At 38.0% G+C, this 17,545-nt stretch carries 22 protein-coding genes and 1 other RNA gene; 20 read left to right on the top strand and 3 right to left on the bottom strand.

Annotated features, from left to right (window positions below; translation table 11 throughout):
* Positions 1–3 precede the first annotated feature (3 nt).
* Positions 4–1,872: a penicillin-binding protein activator gene (locus KO527_RS00610; RefSeq protein WP_216038487.1), complete on the bottom strand. Its 1,869-nt coding sequence runs from the start codon at positions 1,870–1,872 to the stop codon at positions 4–6.
* A gap of 57 nt (positions 1,873–1,929) precedes the next feature.
* Between KO527_RS00610 and rsmI the strand changes: the two genes are divergently transcribed.
* From rsmI to KO527_RS00625, 3 genes are all read left to right on the top strand, one after another.
* The gene (gene rsmI / locus KO527_RS00615) at positions 1,930–2,793 is read left to right on the top strand and encodes a 16S rRNA (cytidine(1402)-2'-O)-methyltransferase (protein ID WP_216038488.1); all 864 of its coding nucleotides are present in this window, start codon (positions 1,930–1,932) and stop codon (positions 2,791–2,793) included.
* 89 nt (positions 2,794–2,882) lie between these two features.
* An RNA gene (gene rnpB, locus KO527_RS00620) (RNase P RNA component class A) lies at positions 2,883–3,283 on the top strand.
* A gap of 198 nt (positions 3,284–3,481) precedes the next feature.
* Positions 3,482–4,276 carry a hypothetical protein gene (locus KO527_RS00625; protein WP_216038489.1) on the top strand — a complete coding sequence of 265 codons (795 nt, stop codon included), beginning with the start codon at positions 3,482–3,484 and terminating at the stop codon, positions 4,274–4,276.
* 52 nt (positions 4,277–4,328) lie between these two features.
* On the opposite strand, the gene KO527_RS00630 is transcribed toward KO527_RS00625, so the two are convergent.
* Together KO527_RS00630 and KO527_RS00635 are read right to left on the bottom strand one after the other, a co-directional pair.
* The gene (locus KO527_RS00630; RefSeq protein ID WP_216038490.1) at positions 4,329–4,988 is read right to left on the bottom strand and encodes a TorF family putative porin; all 660 of its coding nucleotides are present in this window, start codon (positions 4,986–4,988) and stop codon (positions 4,329–4,331) included.
* A gap of 236 nt (positions 4,989–5,224) precedes the next feature.
* On the bottom strand, positions 5,225–6,391 hold the full coding sequence (locus tag KO527_RS00635) for a hypothetical protein (RefSeq protein ID WP_216038491.1): 1,167 nt from the start codon (positions 6,389–6,391) through the stop codon (positions 5,225–5,227).
* Positions 6,392–6,736: 345 nt separating this feature from the next.
* On the opposite strand from KO527_RS00635, the gene KO527_RS00640 reads away from it, so the two are divergent.
* The 17 genes from KO527_RS00640 (at position 6,737) to rpsD (ending at position 17,487) form a co-directional block, all read left to right on the top strand.
* Entirely contained in the window at positions 6,737–8,212 is a 1,476-nt protein-coding gene (locus tag KO527_RS00640; RefSeq protein WP_216038492.1) for a PLP-dependent aminotransferase family protein, read from the top strand.
* Positions 8,213–8,265: 53 nt separating this feature from the next.
* Positions 8,266–10,191 (top strand): AsmA family protein, encoded by a 1,926-nt coding sequence (locus tag KO527_RS00645; protein ID WP_216038493.1) that lies wholly within the window; start codon positions 8,266–8,268, stop codon positions 10,189–10,191.
* A gap of 258 nt (positions 10,192–10,449) precedes the next feature.
* Complete coding sequence (gene rplN / locus KO527_RS00650; protein ID WP_042153454.1) at positions 10,450–10,818, top strand: 50S ribosomal protein L14; 369 nt, start codon at positions 10,450–10,452, stop codon at positions 10,816–10,818.
* A gap of 9 nt (positions 10,819–10,827) precedes the next feature.
* Entirely contained in the window at positions 10,828–11,142 is a 315-nt protein-coding gene (gene rplX / locus KO527_RS00655) for a 50S ribosomal protein L24 (protein WP_042153457.1), read from the top strand.
* A 20-nt stretch (positions 11,143–11,162) separates the two neighbouring features.
* On the top strand, positions 11,163–11,702 hold the full coding sequence (gene rplE, locus KO527_RS00660) for a 50S ribosomal protein L5 (protein ID WP_042153461.1): 540 nt from the start codon (positions 11,163–11,165) through the stop codon (positions 11,700–11,702).
* A 10-nt stretch (positions 11,703–11,712) separates the two neighbouring features.
* Positions 11,713–12,018, top strand: a complete 306-nt coding sequence (gene rpsN, locus KO527_RS00665) for a 30S ribosomal protein S14 (RefSeq protein ID WP_216038494.1) — start codon at positions 11,713–11,715, stop codon at positions 12,016–12,018.
* 21 nt (positions 12,019–12,039) lie between these two features.
* Complete coding sequence (gene rpsH / locus KO527_RS00670) at positions 12,040–12,432, top strand: 30S ribosomal protein S8 (protein WP_042153466.1); 393 nt, start codon at positions 12,040–12,042, stop codon at positions 12,430–12,432.
* A 12-nt stretch (positions 12,433–12,444) separates the two neighbouring features.
* Positions 12,445–12,978, top strand: coding sequence for a 50S ribosomal protein L6 (gene rplF / locus KO527_RS00675; protein WP_216038495.1), 534 nt, complete (start codon positions 12,445–12,447; stop codon positions 12,976–12,978).
* A gap of 9 nt (positions 12,979–12,987) precedes the next feature.
* Entirely contained in the window at positions 12,988–13,338 is a 351-nt protein-coding gene (gene rplR, locus KO527_RS00680; protein ID WP_042153473.1) for a 50S ribosomal protein L18, read from the top strand.
* A 9-nt stretch (positions 13,339–13,347) separates the two neighbouring features.
* A complete protein-coding gene (gene rpsE / locus KO527_RS00685) occupies positions 13,348–13,848 on the top strand; it encodes a 30S ribosomal protein S5 (RefSeq protein ID WP_042153477.1) in 501 nt (166 codons plus the stop codon).
* A 4-nt stretch (positions 13,849–13,852) separates the two neighbouring features.
* Positions 13,853–14,035, top strand: coding sequence for a 50S ribosomal protein L30 (rpmD, locus tag KO527_RS00690; protein WP_016710201.1), 183 nt, complete (start codon positions 13,853–13,855; stop codon positions 14,033–14,035).
* A gap of 3 nt (positions 14,036–14,038) precedes the next feature.
* Positions 14,039–14,473: a 50S ribosomal protein L15 gene (gene rplO, locus KO527_RS00695; RefSeq protein ID WP_042153483.1), complete on the top strand. Its 435-nt coding sequence runs from the start codon at positions 14,039–14,041 to the stop codon at positions 14,471–14,473.
* A gap of 15 nt (positions 14,474–14,488) precedes the next feature.
* Positions 14,489–15,817 (top strand): preprotein translocase subunit SecY, encoded by a 1,329-nt coding sequence (gene secY / locus KO527_RS00700; RefSeq protein ID WP_042153486.1) that lies wholly within the window; start codon positions 14,489–14,491, stop codon positions 15,815–15,817.
* Between the two features lie 29 nt (positions 15,818–15,846).
* Complete coding sequence (rpmJ, locus tag KO527_RS00705) at positions 15,847–15,960, top strand: 50S ribosomal protein L36 (RefSeq protein ID WP_059364690.1); 114 nt, start codon at positions 15,847–15,849, stop codon at positions 15,958–15,960.
* 128 nt (positions 15,961–16,088) lie between these two features.
* Positions 16,089–16,445, top strand: coding sequence for a 30S ribosomal protein S13 (rpsM, locus tag KO527_RS00710; RefSeq protein WP_059364687.1), 357 nt, complete (start codon positions 16,089–16,091; stop codon positions 16,443–16,445).
* A 13-nt stretch (positions 16,446–16,458) separates the two neighbouring features.
* Positions 16,459–16,845 carry a 30S ribosomal protein S11 gene (gene rpsK, locus KO527_RS00715; RefSeq protein ID WP_059364684.1) on the top strand — a complete coding sequence of 129 codons (387 nt, stop codon included), beginning with the start codon at positions 16,459–16,461 and terminating at the stop codon, positions 16,843–16,845.
* 21 nt (positions 16,846–16,866) lie between these two features.
* On the top strand, positions 16,867–17,487 hold the full coding sequence (gene rpsD, locus KO527_RS00720; protein WP_059364677.1) for a 30S ribosomal protein S4: 621 nt from the start codon (positions 16,867–16,869) through the stop codon (positions 17,485–17,487).
* Positions 17,488–17,545: the final 58 nt, after the last annotated feature.

Consider the following 17,545-nt stretch of genomic DNA (forward strand, 5'->3'; position numbering starts at 1 on the left):
CAATTAATCCATATTTTCAGATGGTTGCAAAAATAAAGGTGTTGGCTTCACTTCTTTGAGCTTGAGTACTTTAATTGATTTTTGAAAATAGCGTGCCCATTGTAATTGACGATGTATTTGACCATCCTGGTTGATAGACAGTAATCCCGTTAAACCTTGTATGCTCTTTCCTGATAAAGCGCTCAATTGTTTTAGTTGTGGGATTAACTTAACCGCGTCATAACCCATGGCAAATAGCCTTTGCTGTAAGTCACCTTGTTGCGGCCAAAGTTTATCAAATTGCGCTCTTAACGCAGGTTGTGTATGACTCTGAGGTAACATCCAAGGAATTTCTGTAAAGTACAGACCTGCTAAATCACGCTTATCTGTACGATCAACTTGTAGGCTATGGCTTTTTGAGCTGGCATACAAAGGTACTTTTTCGGCAAAGGTACTAATATTAACGTCAAAGTAAGGCTTTAACAGTCGTGTTTGAACTGCATCGCCGATTAAATAAATCACATCGATATCTCGGCGAGAGCGGGTTTCATTTTTTACTTTTTCTCTAAAAAGCAATCTTATTTTATTAATGCGTTTCTTACTTTCATCAACTTCTAATAGTCTTTTTACTTGATTTTGCATATCCTTTTTATCGGCATAAAAACCAATTTCAGGTAAGTTTTTTGAATATAACTGCCATTGTTGGGTAAAAGATTGTACTAATCTTTCTCCTGATTTATTTTTAGGAGCCAATAATAAAGGCTTCTTATACTCTTTGGCTAAAAAGTGATTGATTGCTTGAGTGAGTTCATGCTCGGGTGACAGCGCAAAAGAATAGTGTTCTAAACTGGTATGCTCTGATGAACTTGAATTAAGAAATATAGTTGGATAATTTGCTAGTATTTCAGATTGTTTAATTTTATCTATATTACTTTTTAATAATGGACCTATGATAAAGTCAGGCTTTATTAGCGTGATGTGTTCATTGATTTTCTCTATAGATTCGATTGAGTTGATATAGTGAATTTCTGCATCATGGCTTATATCAGAAGCTGCTAGTATGCCATTTTTTACAGCTTCACCAATACGTGCATTTTTGCCAGTTTCAGGTAGTAAGACAGCTAATTTAGTGAGCTTATAGGGCTCAATAGCCAGTAAGTTTTTCATTTTATCTGGTAGCGCAAAGCTTGCTGGGTGCCTAGGGTAGCGTCTTTGCCAGTTGTTCATTGCACTATGTAAAGATACCGGATCACCAACATATAACTGATTATATAAAGCTAAATTAATCCAACCTTGTTGTATGCTTGATCCTGTATTGAGTTCTTCTAGTGAATAGCTTTGAAGTTTGGCAAGTTCTGCCCATAGCTTTTTATTTAATTCATTTGCATCAATATCATGCTTTTGTGCAATTTCAGAGGCTCTAAAATAATAAGGGACAGCTTGTGCGGTTAGTGATTGTTTGGCATAAATATTCCCCGTTATTAATTGATGCCAATAATAATGGGCTGGGCTTGTAAGTTTACCATTTAACTTTTCTAATAAAGCGAGTGCGCTTGCATATTGATATTGATGGTACTGAGATAATGCAATATACAAGGTGTTTTGTATGTTATCTGAGCTTTGACTAGAAATTAATGTCGTGCAAATAGACTCAAGTAACGACCAGTTTTGTTCTTCTAACGCTTTTTCACGTGCAAGATATAGCAGTTGTATTTTATCTGCGCCACGTTTTGCCCTTGCGTTACTGTACAACTGAGTTGCAGTATAAACTTTAGGTTGTACTTTTTTTTGCTGGTTTATCTCAGGCTTTTTAAGGATCTGCGTTTTCTCTGTTGTACTACAGGCTGATAACAGGGAAAATAACAATATTAAACTATAGTGTGTAAGCCGCACGGCAATATCTCAAAAAAAGGTAATACACTATATTACTGACAGATGCAGGATACCTCAATGTTAAATGAGCACAATTCGAGTAAAATAGGCACACTTTATGTTGTGGCAACGCCAATTGGCAATTTAGATGATATAAGTCAGCGCGCACTAAAGGTGTTGTCAAGCGTTGATTTGATTGCTGCTGAAGATACTAGGCATACAGGAAAGCTACTGAGTCACTTTGCTATTAAAGCAAAAACAGTCGCTGTTCATGATCATAATGAAAAACAAAAGTCTCAACAGATAGTAAATTGGCTTAATGAAGGTTTAGATATCGCTTTAGTGTCAGATGCTGGTACACCATTAATCAGTGATCCGGGTTATGCTGTTGTTAATTTATGCCGAGAGCAAGGTGCAAATGTGACGCCTGTACCTGGCGCATGTGCTGCTATTGCTGCTGTAAGCTGTTCGGGTCTAGCAACGGATAAATTTCAATTTTTAGGATTTACACCTGCTAAAAGTAAAGCGAGACAAGATTTTTATTTAAATGCGGTAGAGTCGGGTATAACCAGCATTTTTTATGAAAGCACACATAGAATTTTAGCGAGTTTAGATGATGCTGCAGAATGTCTCGGTAGTGAACAGAAGATAGTGCTCGCAAAAGAACTAACCAAAACCTATGAAACATTTTTTAGTGGTTCAATTTCAGAGCTAATAGCGTTCCTAAACGAGGATCGTGCTCGTCAAAAGGGCGAGTTTGTTTTAATGCTTCCTGGAAAGGTTGTTGATAAGCAAGAGTTTGGACCTGAAGTAATGCGTATGTTAGAGCTAATTAAAGCTGAAATGCCATTGAAAAAAGCCTGTGGTGTTGTCGCTACTTATTTTGACTTAAAGAAAAACGCACTTTATAAGGCTGTTTTAGAGCAGCAAGAAAGTGAATAAGTTATTTATTTGCACTTATTGTGCTGTTTTCATCAAAAAATACCGGAATAAATTCCCTCTTGGAATATAAATCAGTATAATCCGCCTCCTGAGTTGGCCAGATGATCGCTGCTTTATCGTTGTATGTTTTGTTTAGGCAAAAGGTATACGGATAAAGGGGAGGAAAGTCCGGGCTCCACAGGGCAGGGTGCCAGCTAACGGCTGGGAGGCGCAAGCCTACGACAAGTGCAGCAGAGAGAAGACCGCCGATGGCTCTTTCGAGAGAACAGGTAAGGCTGAAAGGGTGCGGTAAGAGCGCACCGGACCACTGGTAACAGTTGGTTGCAGGGTAAACTCCACCCGGAGCAAGACCAAATAGGGTTCCTTATGGCGTGGCCCACGTTGGAACCGGGTAGGTTGCTTGAGCCTTAAAGCGATTTAAGGCCTAGACGAATGATTATCCTTTTCTTCGGAAAAGAACAGAACCCGGCTTATACGGCTGACTCACCTCATTTCGTAAGTACTTGGCTTTTTCAAGCCAAGTACTTAAATCACCAGCTATCTCAAAAAAATGCAAATAGATAAGTTTTCTTAAATTCAAACTCTTCTTTTTTAAATAATCTAATGCCAAAATTTCTTATTAATCTGATTTAATGTTATGTTTGTTTTTTAAACATGGATTAATTGTATTGTAAAAGTAAGGATAGTCATGAAGATAGTTTTCATAATCACTCTACTGCTCTTAATATTAGGGTGTGGTGGAAGTTCAAAATCTAATGATCAGATTCTCCCTGAAACGCCACCTACTTCTTCTGAGGAATTAAGTGAAAGACTGCCTATTTCTGATAATAGGGAATCTGAACAGCTTGATATTTTAATGATAGGTAATAGCCACACTGGTTCAGTAGGTCGATTATTAAGGATTATTTTTGATAATGTAGAAGAGCGGCAATCCAAAGTGTTAACTTTATTTGGTGCTCACCTGGATGATACTGTTACAAAAATTGACAATATAAATACTTTCAATGATAACGTTTGGAGTCATGTTATTCTTCAAGGTCAAAAGTACTCCCAAAGCCAAGCTAAACTTTATCCAACCGATGCCGCAAAAATATGGATTCAAAGAATAAAAGCTAAAACCGCAACACCTGTATTATTTCCTGAACATCCGCAGAAGGGTAGTTCAACTGAAGCTGAATATGTGCATGGTATACATCGCCGCATTGCGACTCAAGAACCAAGTTGTGTTGCTCCTGTGGGCTTAGCATGGGAATTGGTGCTAGAAATTCAACCGCAAATAGAGCTTCATAGCGTTGATGGTAACCACGCTTCAAAATTAGGGAGCTTTTTAAGTGCTTTAGTTATTTTTGAGGTGATCACTGGGAAGTCAGCTGATTCAATACCTTATATGGAAGTTTTTCCAGGTGATGAAATGACTCAAGACTTATTTGGTTTAATGGCTTCAACGGCGGTATTAGAAAATTTATCTTGTTATGAATCATAAAAACAAGTGAAAAAGTAAGATCGTTCATCGATCTTACTTTTTCATTGAAATATTATAATGTTAAATCAATAGAGTAAGAGACGAATGCCTTTAAATCACTATCATCTAAACTCGTTTTTGTAAGACCTAAAGTAAAACCATTTTTAGATAATGATACGCTATAGTCTAAATAGTCATCTTCACTATACCATTCAGTAATAGTATCACCACTTGATCGTCCTAAATGAAAAGCCAATTCAGTTTCAGTTAAAATGGTAAAGCTTGCATTGAGCTCAACATAAAGCATATCTTCTTCACTGCTTGCGTCACTTTGTGCATGAGTGAGGTAACTTACTTTGGTTTCTAGCCACTGCCAGCTTAAAGCGCCATATAGCTCACCAAAGTCTGTTGAACCATCAGCATCAGGGTAGCTGTAATAAATATAACCAACATCATAACTAAAGCTTTCAAGCTCTTTACTAAATCCAGCATAAAAGTCTAGCTCGTAGCTTGCTTCACTACCAAAGTCGATATTCGAAGTCCAAGTACCTGCGTAAAAACCGGATTCATTACTATAGTCAATGCCACCTGATACTGCAGCAGCATCATTTGTTTGCGTTACTCCACGCCAATAATAATTTGAACTGGCAGATACATTTGCTGTTATATCAGCAAAGCTTGATGTGGAGGTTAAAGCTGTTAATAAAGTAATTGAGAGGAATGACTTTTTCATTTCTGACACCTTAATATTGGGTTTGTTAGAATGCGCTGTTTGAAAAGAAAAAAGGCAATCTTTGTACCAAAATGAAGTGACAGTATTAAGTTTAATAAATTCAGTTAGTTATGATTTAATTGGGCGGTGTTAATTGTGAAAAGTTTATAGGTGGCACATATTTAGTGCATTTTTATATTTATTGCACTAAATATAAGCAGTATTTAAACTTAAATACTGCTTATGAAAATGAGTGGCTAGCCAAAAATCATGCGCATTAACGAAATCGTTTCGGCAACAGTGCGGCCTTTAACTACTTCAGCGATAATAGAGTCACGCTTGCTTTTGATATGTTCTGGAATATCATCAGCTTCTAAAGCGCGGTCTACTAATATTTCAGCAGACTCTTTACCACGCTTAGTGCGTGTTGTGCCTGTTTTAGTCGCGCGTTTAGGTTTGTTTAATAACTTAAGGTAGTTTGAGTTACTTGCTGTATTTTCATCAACATAATAAAAAAGAGTCGGTAATAAAGCGCGAACAGACCAAAGTTGTTGTTCTAATTCTGTTTCAGGGCATTTAGCGCGATACCAAGGCATAACATGCATGGCTTGAATAATATCTTTGTAATAACGATCAAAGTCTTTGTTATTTAATTTTGGAACTTCAAATGCAGCACAAAGTGAATCTAATTTAGAGTTTGTAAGTGGTAAAAATATATCAGGACGGTGCATTGCTAATAAGCGAGTTGCAGGTGCTAAAGTTGGCTTTACATCATCTAAAACATAATGTGCAGCTAAATAGTCAATTACAAAATTTTGGTAATCCTGCTCAGATACATCACCTTCAGTTGGAATGTTAGCAAGTGCTTTATCTAATAGTTCAGGGTTGTTTTGTAGTAATTGGTGAAAGTTTTTCGCGCTTTTTGTTGAGCCAAACCATTCAACATCAAATTTATAGATAGAAGGATCATGTGAAGCCGTATGCTTTCCAGCAAAAGCAAGTCTATCTTCCTGAATCATTTCTGATAATGTTTGTTGCTTTGTTATTTTTAAATAAGATAGTAAAGCAAGCTTTTCATCTAACGCTTGTAATTTTGCATTCTTTTCAATGAAAGAAGCCATAATCGGCCAAGGGGTGATTTTCAGCATTTTAAGCTGACTTACACTCACGCCTAAAACTAATAAATCATTTAACTTTTTAACAAATGGTAATTGGTGTTGTTCTAACAGTTCAAAGTTAATGCGATTAGTGCAAATATCAATTAACTCATGACACCAGCCGCTAAAATCTTCAGGATGGTTTTCAACTTTAACAGCCATCAAATTTAGGCTAATTTCAGTTGCTTGTTTTAATGCGTTTTCATAAGTAAGATTTTCAGCATCTGAGAGCGACATTTGAGCGGGTAAAGTTAATAATTTTCTCATCGTTTAGATTTACTCCAGTAGAATTAGAACAAAGCCCGTTTAATTTCGAAAAAACGTTAAAACTAAGCGGGCCGTGCATGATACAGGGATCTCATTTTTGTTCAATCTTGACTTTTTGATTTCTGGTTGTTTTTATCTAAATAATATTTGTATGTTATTTAATCTATTTGAATTTGTTTAATGATTTACTTTATATTAAAAAACGTAACAAATTTTTCAATCTCAAATATTCTAGATAAAAGTATAAAAGAAGGTTAATTGTTCAAGGTAATTTGATTATTAGGTTGTGGTTTTTGTCTAAGTAAATAAAAATTACCTACTAGTATAAACTTCATAGAATAAAATATGAGTGATTTTATATATCGCAAGATAAGTGATGAAATAATACAGGCCATTAACTCTGGGATCTTACATAAAGGTGAAAAGCTAGATTCAGTAAGGAAATTGGCCAAGAAAAGGGAAATCGGTGTTTCTACTGCATCTCATGTTTATGCTGAGCTAGAGAAATCAGGCTGGATCTATGCAATAGAAAAAAAAGGATATTTTGTTGCTAATATAGCATCGCAACATGTCACCACAGATGTACAAAGTTATGGTGATTCATTTTTAAGCTACAAAGAGCTTGCTAAGTTACCTTTAGCCAATGCGCTGCAATACTCTTTTAATGATCCTAATATTCTACCATTATCCTGTACGGCACCAAGCACAGTAATTGATGCTGAAACGATTTTGAACCAACTACACCGTAAAGTAATAAAGCGTCGCCCATATCGCATGTTAATGCAAGACCCTATAGAAGGTATACAGCCTCTAAGAGAAGAGATAGCTAAGTACTATTTAAATTCAGGGCAAATTATACCGTACAAAGACATTTTAATAACAAACGGGCGAAAAGATGGTTTGATCACTGCGATTCAAGCTTTAAAGTTACAAAATTCATGTATTGCAATAGAAGCACCTAGTTCATTCTTTTTTCAAAGCCTCATTCAGCAATATAATTTCAAAACAACAGCGATACCTATGCAGGCAGACTTTGCTAATGAGCTCACGTTATTAGATAAGGCCTTTCAAGCTGAAAAATTTTCTGCGTATTTATTTAATCCAAATTTTAATGATCCAACAGGTAGGGTATTAACGACTAAAGAGAAAAAACAGTTAATTGCTTGGGCTGAAAAAAATGAAGTCGCATTAATAGAATATGACAGAAGCGAGCTACACTTTAGTAGTCAGCGACCAAAGTCTGTATCAAGTTTACTTACATCTAACTCAACATGTAAGGTGATTAGTATTGTCGATTTTTACGATACGGTTTCGGCTACAATTAGTCTAGGTTATATAATCTGTAAAAATACCTACGAGCAGAGTCTGTTTGCAAAGCAGATTAACTCAGAAGAACCAAGTATAAGCCTGCAGTATATGATCTTAGAGATGTTACAAAGTGGTCGTTATCAAAAATTTGTAGATAAAGTAAGGAGGCAATTATCAATTCAGTGTACTCAAATGCTTTATGCGTTAAACGCACAAGTTGGAGACTTAGTTATTTTAAACGATCCTGCAGGCGGCCCTTGTTTATGGATAGGATTGCCTGACGGTTATTCAAGTAAAGATTTGTGGCATTATTTGATCAAGTATAATTTAGCGATTGCACCTGGTTGTATGTTTATAAACGCTATAGAATTTGATAATTACTTCAGAGTGACCTATGGGTTACCTTGGGACGATAAAATGAAAGCGGGTATTATAGATTTAGCATTACATATTAAAGCTTTTTTAAGCGTTAACTTAGCTGTAGATAAACAGTCTTTAAATGATATTGAATAAAGCGCGTTTATCATAACTGAATAAATCGGAATTAAAAATTTAAAGGGAATAACATGAAAATATTATTAAAGGTTTTAGCTGTATTGGTAGGGCTTATGGTTGCGATAATAATCATAGTCCCTTTGATACTACCTGTAGATACTGTATTTGCGCAAGTATCAGATAAAGTAGAGCAAGCTACAAACCGGAAGTTATCTATATCAGGTGATAAAACCTTATCACTATTCCCCGCGTTAAAATTAGAGATGAATGACGTCTACTTTTCTAATATGGATTCAGGCTCGCAAAAAAATATGATATCAATGAAACAACTAGCGATTAATATTCCTTGGTTATCTTTATTATCAGGAGAGCTAAAATTAGAAAAGTTTGTGATCATGGAACCTAATATTTTATTAGAGAAAAATAAAGCAGGGAGAGTTAATTGGGATTTGTTTTCACAATCAGATTCAGAGACACAAAAAACGAAAAATGATGCTCAATTACCAAATCAGCAGAATAATATTCCCAGTGACTTTGATATTAAACTAGGTGAGGTTGCAATTTATGGCGGTAAATTAACATATCTAGATGCAACAACTGATGTAAAGCATATCGTTAATGATTTTAAACTGACGATTGAATTACCTTCATTACACCAGCCTTTAAATATTAAAGGGGCTGTGACTTATATGGCACAAAGAATAAAGCTTGATACAAGTATATCAACACCTATAAAAGCTATCTCCTCAGAAAACTTCATATTAGAAACTAAGTTAAGCTCAAGTTTATTTGTCTTAAATTTTAAAGGTAATATTGAAGACGCTAACAGTGTTATAAAGGGTGAACTTGAACTAAAAGGCAAATCAGTTAAAGAAATCGTAAAGTGGCAAAATATAGAATTAAATGCGGGAGAAACGGCATTTAATGAATTTGCATTTTCAGGCGGGGTACTATTTAAAGACAATAAGCTTTCGTTATCAAACTTAAATGCCAAACTAGATGAGTTGGATATAAAAGGCCAAAGTGCAATTGATTTAGACAAACGCCTTAAGGTATCTGCACATATTGATTTAGGCATGCTTAACCTGAACCCTTATTTACCAATAGAGAGTAAGCAAGAATCTAAAGATAAGTCTGAAAAAAAACCTGAGCCGATTATTTGGGATGAAACGCAAATTGATTTATCAGCTTTAAAAACCATTGATGCAGATATTAAGGTCAAATCTACTGGGTTACAGCTTAGAGATATAACACTTGGACGAAATGCATTCTCTTTTAAACTTGAAAAAGGAGAGGCTGAGATAGTAATGGATGAGTTCAATGCATATAAAGGCAAAGGAAAAGGCAAGATTTTTATAAATGCTAAAAAAACACCTTATACAGTAGCAACAAACTTTTCCTTAACTGATATACAAGCTGGGCCGCTACTAAGAGATGTGATTAAGTTTGATAAGTTAGATGGTACAGGCTCAATAAATTGGCAGTTAAATACTAAGGGCGTTAATCAAAAACAATTTATAGATAGCTTAAATGGTGGGTTAGGATTTGGTTTTGAAAATGGCGCAATACAGGGCGCTAATATTGCAGCTATGGTACGTTCAGCAAAAGCGATGTTAAAGGGTGACTTTACTAATGCAGGTTTAGATAAGGGTTTTGATAAGTCGCAGCAAACAGATTTTGCTGAACTCAGTGGCACCTTTAAATTTAAAAATGGCGTTGGCAGGAATAATGACTTTAAGCTATTTAGTCCGTTAATTAGAATTACAGGTAAAGGTGAACTAGATTTACCAAAAACAAATATTGATTACAAAGTTACAACAGGTTTAGTAAGTAGTATTGAGGGTCAAGGAACAACAAGTGATGCTACAGGGTTTAAAGTACCAGTTAAAATAAAAGGACCTTTGCATGATGTAAAAATAAAGCTTGATGTAAGTAGTGCAAGTAAAGACGAACTAAAAAATAAAGTGAAAGATAAACTGAAAAAACTATTTGGATAATATTTCCTGCTTATTATATAGACGGAATGAAAGGTTGAAAACTGTTCAAGACGTCTATATATCTAAACTTCTCATTGTTTGCTTTTTGAACATTTATTTTAAATTAATTAAAAAATAACCTATCGCACTACTACATTTGCTGATACAATTGCGCGCCATTCAGGAATGTCTTAACGAATAACTGAATGAGGTTTAAACATTATGTCTTAATTTTTTGCGAAATTAAGGCCGATTAATAATTACACAGGAGCATATAAAATGATCCAAATGCAAACTCAGCTGGAAGTTGCTGATAACAGCGGCGCTCGCAAAGTGCAGTGTATTAAAGTATTAGGCGGTTCACACCGTCGTTACGCTATGATTGGCGACATCATCAAAGTTTCTGTTAAAGAAGCAAATCCTCGCGGTAAAGTGAAGAAAGGTGATGTATTAAACGCTGTTGTAGTTCGTACAGCAAAAGGTGTTCGTCGTAACGATGGTTCTACTATCCGTTTCGATAATAACGCTGCTGTTATGCTTAATGCAAACAATCAGCCAATTGGTACTCGTATCTTTGGCCCAGTAACGCGTGAACTACGTAACGAAAAGTTCATGAAAATCGTTTCATTAGCACCAGAAGTACTATAGGAGTTTATCATGGCAGCAAAAATCCGTCGTGATGACGAAGTAGTTGTACTAGCCGGTAAAGACAAAGGAAAGCGTGGAAAAGTGCTTTCAGTTGTAACTGAATCAGGTCGAGTATTTGTCGAAGGTATCAATCTTATCAAGAAGCACCAAAAGCCGGTTCCACAGTTGAACCAAGCTGGCGGTATTGTTGAGAAAGAAGCATCTTTAGACGCATCAAACGTTGCGATCTTCAACCAGGAAACTGGTAAAGCGGATCGTGTTGGTTTCAAGATTGAAGACGGTAAGAAATTACGTATCTTCAAATCTACTGGAAAAACTATTTAATTAGTTAGTTGGAGTAGACGATGGCGAAACTGCATGAGTTATATAAAGACACAGTTGTAACAGAACTTCAAAAGAAGTTTGGTTTCAGCTCTGTTATGCAAGTCCCTCGAATAGAGAAAATTACCCTAAATATGGGTGTGGGCGAAGCCCTTACAGATAAGAAAATTCTAGAACATGCTATTAAAGATCTAGAAGCCATATCTGGTCAGAAAGTTTTAACAACTAAAGCTCGCAAATCTGTTGCTGGTTTTAAAGTTCGTGAAGGCTATCCGATTGGTTGTAAAGTAACTCTACGCGGCGAGCGTATGTGGGATTTCTTTGAGCGTTTGGTAACAATCGCAATTCCACGTATTCGTGATTTCCGTGGTGTTAGTGCTAAGTCTTTTGATGGACGTGGTAACTACAGCATGGGTGTTCGTGAGCAAATCATATTCCCAGAAATCGATTTTGATAAAGTAGACCGTGTACGCGGTATGGATATCACTATCACGACTTCTGCAGCGAATAATGAAGAAGGTCACGCCTTGTTAGAAGCCTTCGGCTTCCCATTCAAGAAATAAGGGTAGGGTTATGGCAAAGAATTCTATGAAAGCGCGCGAAGATAAACGCGCGAAATTAGTAGCACAGTTCGCAGAAAAACGCGCAGCACTTAAAGCAATCATCTCAGGTGTTGAAACATCTGAAGAAGATCGCTGGGATGCAGTATTAAAGCTTCAAGCTTTACCGCGTGATTCTAGCCCTTCACGTCAACGTAATCGTTGTAACATTACGGGCCGCCCACATGGTTTCCTTCGCAAGTTCGGCATGAGCCGTATCAAAACACGCGAAGCTGCTATGCGCGGTGAAATTCCTGGCCTTAAAAAGGCTAGCTGGTAATAGAATCACGGGAGTAAGACTATGAGCTTGCAAGATCCTATTTCGGATATGTTCACACGTATTCGTAACGGTCAAACTGCGAAGAAAGTATCTGTAACGATGCCTACTTCAAAGCTTAAAGTAGCAGTAGCTAAAGTACTTAAAGATGAAGGTTTCATCACTGAATTTTCTGTAAGCAGCGAATTAAAAGCTGAACTTACAGTTGAACTTAAGTATTTCGAAGGCAAAGCTGTTATCGAAACAATTAAGCGTGTTAGTCGTCCAGGTCTACGCATCTATAAGAAGCGTGGAGATTTACCTCAGGTAATGGGCGGACTAGGCATCGCAATCGTATCAACATCTCAAGGCTTGATGACTGACCGTACTGCACGTAGTGCTGGTATCGGTGGTGAAATCATTGGCTTTGTAGCTTAATCGGAGAATATTATGTCACGTGTTGCTAAAGCACCCATAAATGTTCCAGCCGGTGTAGAAGTTACATTAAATGGCCAGGACATCAAAGTTAAAGGTAAGAACGGTGAGTTATCTCGTTCAATCAACGTTGCTGTTGATGTTGCTTTAAACGATAATGTTATTACAACTCAGCCTAATGAAGGCGTAGCTAACGGTTGGGCACAAGCAGGTACTGCTCGTGCTAACATCAACAACATGATTGTTGGTGTAACTACTGGTTACGAAAAGAAACTTCAATTAATTGGTGTTGGTTATCGTGCAGCAGTTAAGGGTAAAGTATTAAACTTAACTCTTGGCTTCTCTCATCCAGTGAATTTCGCAATTCCAGAAGGAATTACGATTGAAGCACCAAGCCAAACTGAATTGCTTGTTAAAGGCGCAGATAAACAGTTAGTAGGTCAAGTATCAGCTAACATTCGTGCATACCGTAAACCAGAGCCTTATAAAGGTAAAGGTGTACGTTACGCTGACGAAAATGTGCGTCGTAAAGAAGCCAAGAAGAAGTAGGGTAGGACGATGGATAAGAAAACAGCTCGTTTACGTCGTGCTAAACGCACACGTAGAAATTATATTGAACAAGGCGTTACACGTCTTGTTATCCACCGCACGTCAAAGCACATGTACGCTCAAGTAGTTACTGCTGAGGGTATCGTTTTGGCTGCTGCTTCTACTGTTGAAAAAGTGATTGGCGAAGCAGTTAAAGGTACTAGTAATGCGACAGCAGCTGAAGCTGTTGGTACTGCAGTTGCACAACGTGCAGCTGACAAGAACATTACTAAGATTGCCTTTGATCGTAGTGGCTTTAAATATCACGGCCGTGTGAAGGCGTTGGCTGATGCCGCGCGTGAAGCCGGTTTGCAATTCTAGGAGTAGACAATGGCTAACGTAGAAGCAAAACAAACAGAATTCGCTGAAAAGCTAGTTGCTGTAAACCGTGTGTCTAAAGTAGTTAAAGGTGGTCGTATCTTTAGCTTCACAGCACTAACTGTAGTTGGTGATGGCGCAGGTAAAGTAGGTTTTGGTTACGGTAAAGCACGTGAAGTTCCAGCTGCAATTCAAAAAGCAATGGAAAAAGCACGTCGTAACATGATCAACGTTGAACTTAACGGTAACACATTACAACACGCAATAAAGGGCCGTCACTCTGGTTCTCAAGTATTCATGAAGCCTGCTTCAGAAGGTACTGGTATTATCGCTGGTGGTGCAATGCGTGCAGTTTTAGAAGTAGTGGGCGTTCAGAACGTTCTTTCTAAATGTTACGGTTCAACTAACCCAATCAACGTAGTTCGCGCTACTGTAAAAGCTTTAGAGAACATGAATTCTCCAGAGTCTATTGCAGCTAAGCGTGGTCTTACTGTTGCTCAAATTGTAGGGTAGAACCATGGCTAATAAAACTGTTAAAGTTACACAGGTTAAAAGTTCAATTGGTCGTTTACCTAAACATAAAGCGACATTACGTGGACTTGGTTTACGTCGTATCAATCACACTGTAGAGCTAGAAGATACAGCTTGTGTTCGTGGTATGATTAATCAAGTTTCTTATATGGTTAAGGTTGAGGGCTAGTTCATGTTATTGAATACACTTTCACCTGCTGCTGGTGCGAATAAAGACAGAAAACGCCAAGGCCGTGGTATCGGTTCTGGTATTGGTAAGACTGGTGGCCGTGGTCACAAAGGTCAAAAGTCTCGCTCAGGTGGTAAAGTACGCGTTGGTTTTGAAGGCGGTCAAATGCCTATGCAACGTCGTCTTCCTAAGTTCGGTTTCACTTCACGCAAATCACTAGTATCTGCTGAAGTAAACCTTTTCGAAATCACTAAAGTTGAAGGTGATATCGTAGAACTTAGCACGCTACAAGCTGCAGGTCTGGTTAAAAAGAACGTTTTGTTCGTAAAAATAGTTAAATCTGGTGAAGTTTCACGCCCAGTGACTGTAAAAGGTCTAAGAGCATCTAAGGGTGCTCGCGAAGCGATTGAAGCTGCCGGAGGCAAGATAGAAGAATAATAAGGAAAGTACTCCATGGCTAAACCAGGTCAAGATACATCAAGTGCGCAAGGCGGACTATCGGAATTGAAACGTCGTTTATTATTTATACTCGGCGCAATCATTATTTACCGTTTAGGTTCCTTTGTGCCAATCCCTGGGGTTAACGCCGCTGTACTTGCCGAATTCTTCGCGCAACAAAAGGACTCCATTGCTGGCATGATGAACATGTTCAGTGGTGGAGCTCTTGAGCGAGCTTCTGTTCTGGCTTTAGGTATTATGCCTTACATCTCAGCTTCAATTATTATGCAACTATTAACGCACATACATCCTGCGATGATAGAGCTAAAGAAAGAAGGTGAGCAAGGGCGTAAGAAAATTAGTCAGTACACACGTTATGCTACGCTTGTGCTTGCTACATTCCAAGCAGTAGGAATATCAACTGCGTTACCAAACATGATGGCTGACTTAGTGTTAAATCCTGGTATAGGGTTTTACTTTACTGCTGTTATCAGTTTAGTAACTGGTACTATGTTCCTAATGTGGTTGGGCGAACAAATTACAGAACGCGGAATCGGTAACGGTATCTCAGTTCTTATATTTGTTGGTATTGTAGCTAACTTGCCGTCTGCGATTGGTGAGACAGTCGAAATGGCGCGCCAAGGTGATTTGAATGTTCTAATGTTACTAGGCATTGGGGTTATCGTATTTGCTGTTACTTACATTGTAGTGTTCTTTGAACGTGGTCAACGTCGTATCGTCGTTAATTACGCTAAGCGTCAACAAGGCCGTCAGGTTTTTGCAGCGCAGAGTACACATTTACCATTGAAAGTTAATATGGCAGGTGTTATTCCACCAATCTTTGCTAGTAGTATTATTCTGTTCCCTGGTACAATCGCCAGCTGGTTCGGACAAGGCGAAGGTGTTCTTGCTGATGTGCTTCAAACTATTTCTTTAGCGTTGTCTCCAGGACAGCCGTTATATGCGATGGTATTAGCAGCAGCGATCATATTCTTTTGCTTTTTCTATACGGCGTTGGTTTTTAACCCTCGTGAAACAGCAGACAACTTGAAGAAGTCAGGGGCTTTTATCCCTGGTATTCGTCCAGGTGAGCAGACATCAAAATACATTGATAAAGTAATGACGCGTTTGACATTAGCAGGCGCTCTATATATTACCTTTATCTGTCTGGTGCCCGAGTTTATGACAATGGCGTGGAAAACTCCATTCTACTTTGGCGGTACATCAATATTGATTATCGTAGTAGTGATCATGGACTTTATGGCACAAGTACAAACACATCTGATGTCTCATCAGTATGATTCTGTACTTAAAAAAGCAAATCTAAAAGGTTATGGCCGATAGGCACTTTTAGATAGCTACGGAGATGACTCATGAAAGTACGTGCATCCGTTAAAAAGATTTGCCGTAATTGTAAAGTTATTAAACGTGCCGGTGTTGTACGTGTAATTTGCATAGAGCCTAAGCATAAGCAAAGGCAAGGTTAATTAAGAAATCGTGCAGACTGAGCTATTTTAGCTTGGTCTGTTTTTTTAGATGATTTGATCATTAGTTGGGTATCCTAACGGGCTTTCCAACAAATTGATAATCAAATCCATAATTAGGAGATGTGTTAGTGGCCCGTATTGCTGGCATTAACGTCCCTGATCATAAGCACGCAGTAGTAGCTATTACTGCCATTTATGGTGTTGGTACAACTCGCGCTAAATCAATTTTAGCTGCGACAGGAATTGCTGAATCTACAAAGATCAGTGAACTAAATGAAGAAACACTTGATCAACTTCGTGAAGAAGTTGGTAAGTACACCGTTGAAGGTGATCTTCGCCGTGAAGTTACTTTAAATATCAAACGTCTTATGGACCTTGGTTGTTATCGTGGTCTTCGTCACCGTCGCTCTTTACCACTACGTGGTCAAAGAACTAAGACTAACGCGCGTACTCGTAAGGGTCCACGTAAGCCTATCAAGCGATAAGGGGATATAGATTATGGCTAAAGCACCAGTTCGTCGTAAGAAGGTAAAAAAACAAGTTGCAGATGGTATGGCTCATGTTCATGCTTCTTTCAACAACACTATTGTAACTATTTCAGATCGTCAAGGTAATGCTTTATCTTGGGCAACTGCAGGTGGTTCAGGTTTCCGTGGTTCACGTAAATCTACGCCATTCGCTGCACAGGTTGCTGCTGAGCGTGCAGGTAATGCCGCTAAAGAATACGGTTTGAAAAACCTTGAAGTATTTATTAAAGGTCCAGGTCCAGGCCGTGAGTCTGCTGTTCGTGCATTAAATGCTGCTGGTTTTAGAATTACAAACATTACTGACGTGACGCCGATACCACACAATGGTTGTCGTCCACCGAAGAAACGTCGCGTATAACAATAGGTTAGGAGAAAGAACATGGCAAGATATTTGGGCCCAACGCTCAAGCTAAGCCGTCGTGAAGGTACTGACCTGTTCCTTAAGAGCGGCGTTAGAGCTATCGACTCTAAGTGTAAATTAGAGACTGCACCTGGTCAGCATGGCGCTCGTAAGGGTCGTCTATCTGATTACGGTTTACAATTACGTGAAAAGCAAAAAGTACGTCGTATGTACGGTGTATTAGAAAAGCAATTCCGTAACTACTACAAAGATGCTGCACGTATCAAGGGTAATACAGGTGAAAACTTGTTACAACTTCTTGAGCAACGTCTTGATAATGTTGTATATCGCATGGGTTTTGCAAGTACGCGCGCTGAAGCACGTCAACTTGTATCTCACAAAGCGATTATGGTTAATGGTCGTGTTGTTAACATTCCTTCATTCCGTATCACTGCAGAAGACACTGTAGTAATTCGTGAGAAGTCGAAAAAACAATCTCGTATCATCGCTGCTCTAGAGTTGGCTTCACAACGTGAAAAACCAACTTGGGTTGAAGTAGACAATAAAGCACTTGAAGGCGTATTTAAACGTCTACCTGAGCGTTCTGATCTGTCTGCAGAAATAAATGAACAGCTAATCGTCGAACTTTACTCGAAGTAAAGTTAAGAGTTAAGAGAGGATAAAAATGCAGGGTTCTGTAACCGAATTTCTAAAGCCA

The sequence above is a fragment of the Pseudoalteromonas sp. C2R02 genome (genome assembly GCF_018860845.1).
In the GTDB taxonomy this organism is placed as follows: domain Bacteria; phylum Pseudomonadota; class Gammaproteobacteria; order Enterobacterales; family Alteromonadaceae; genus Pseudoalteromonas.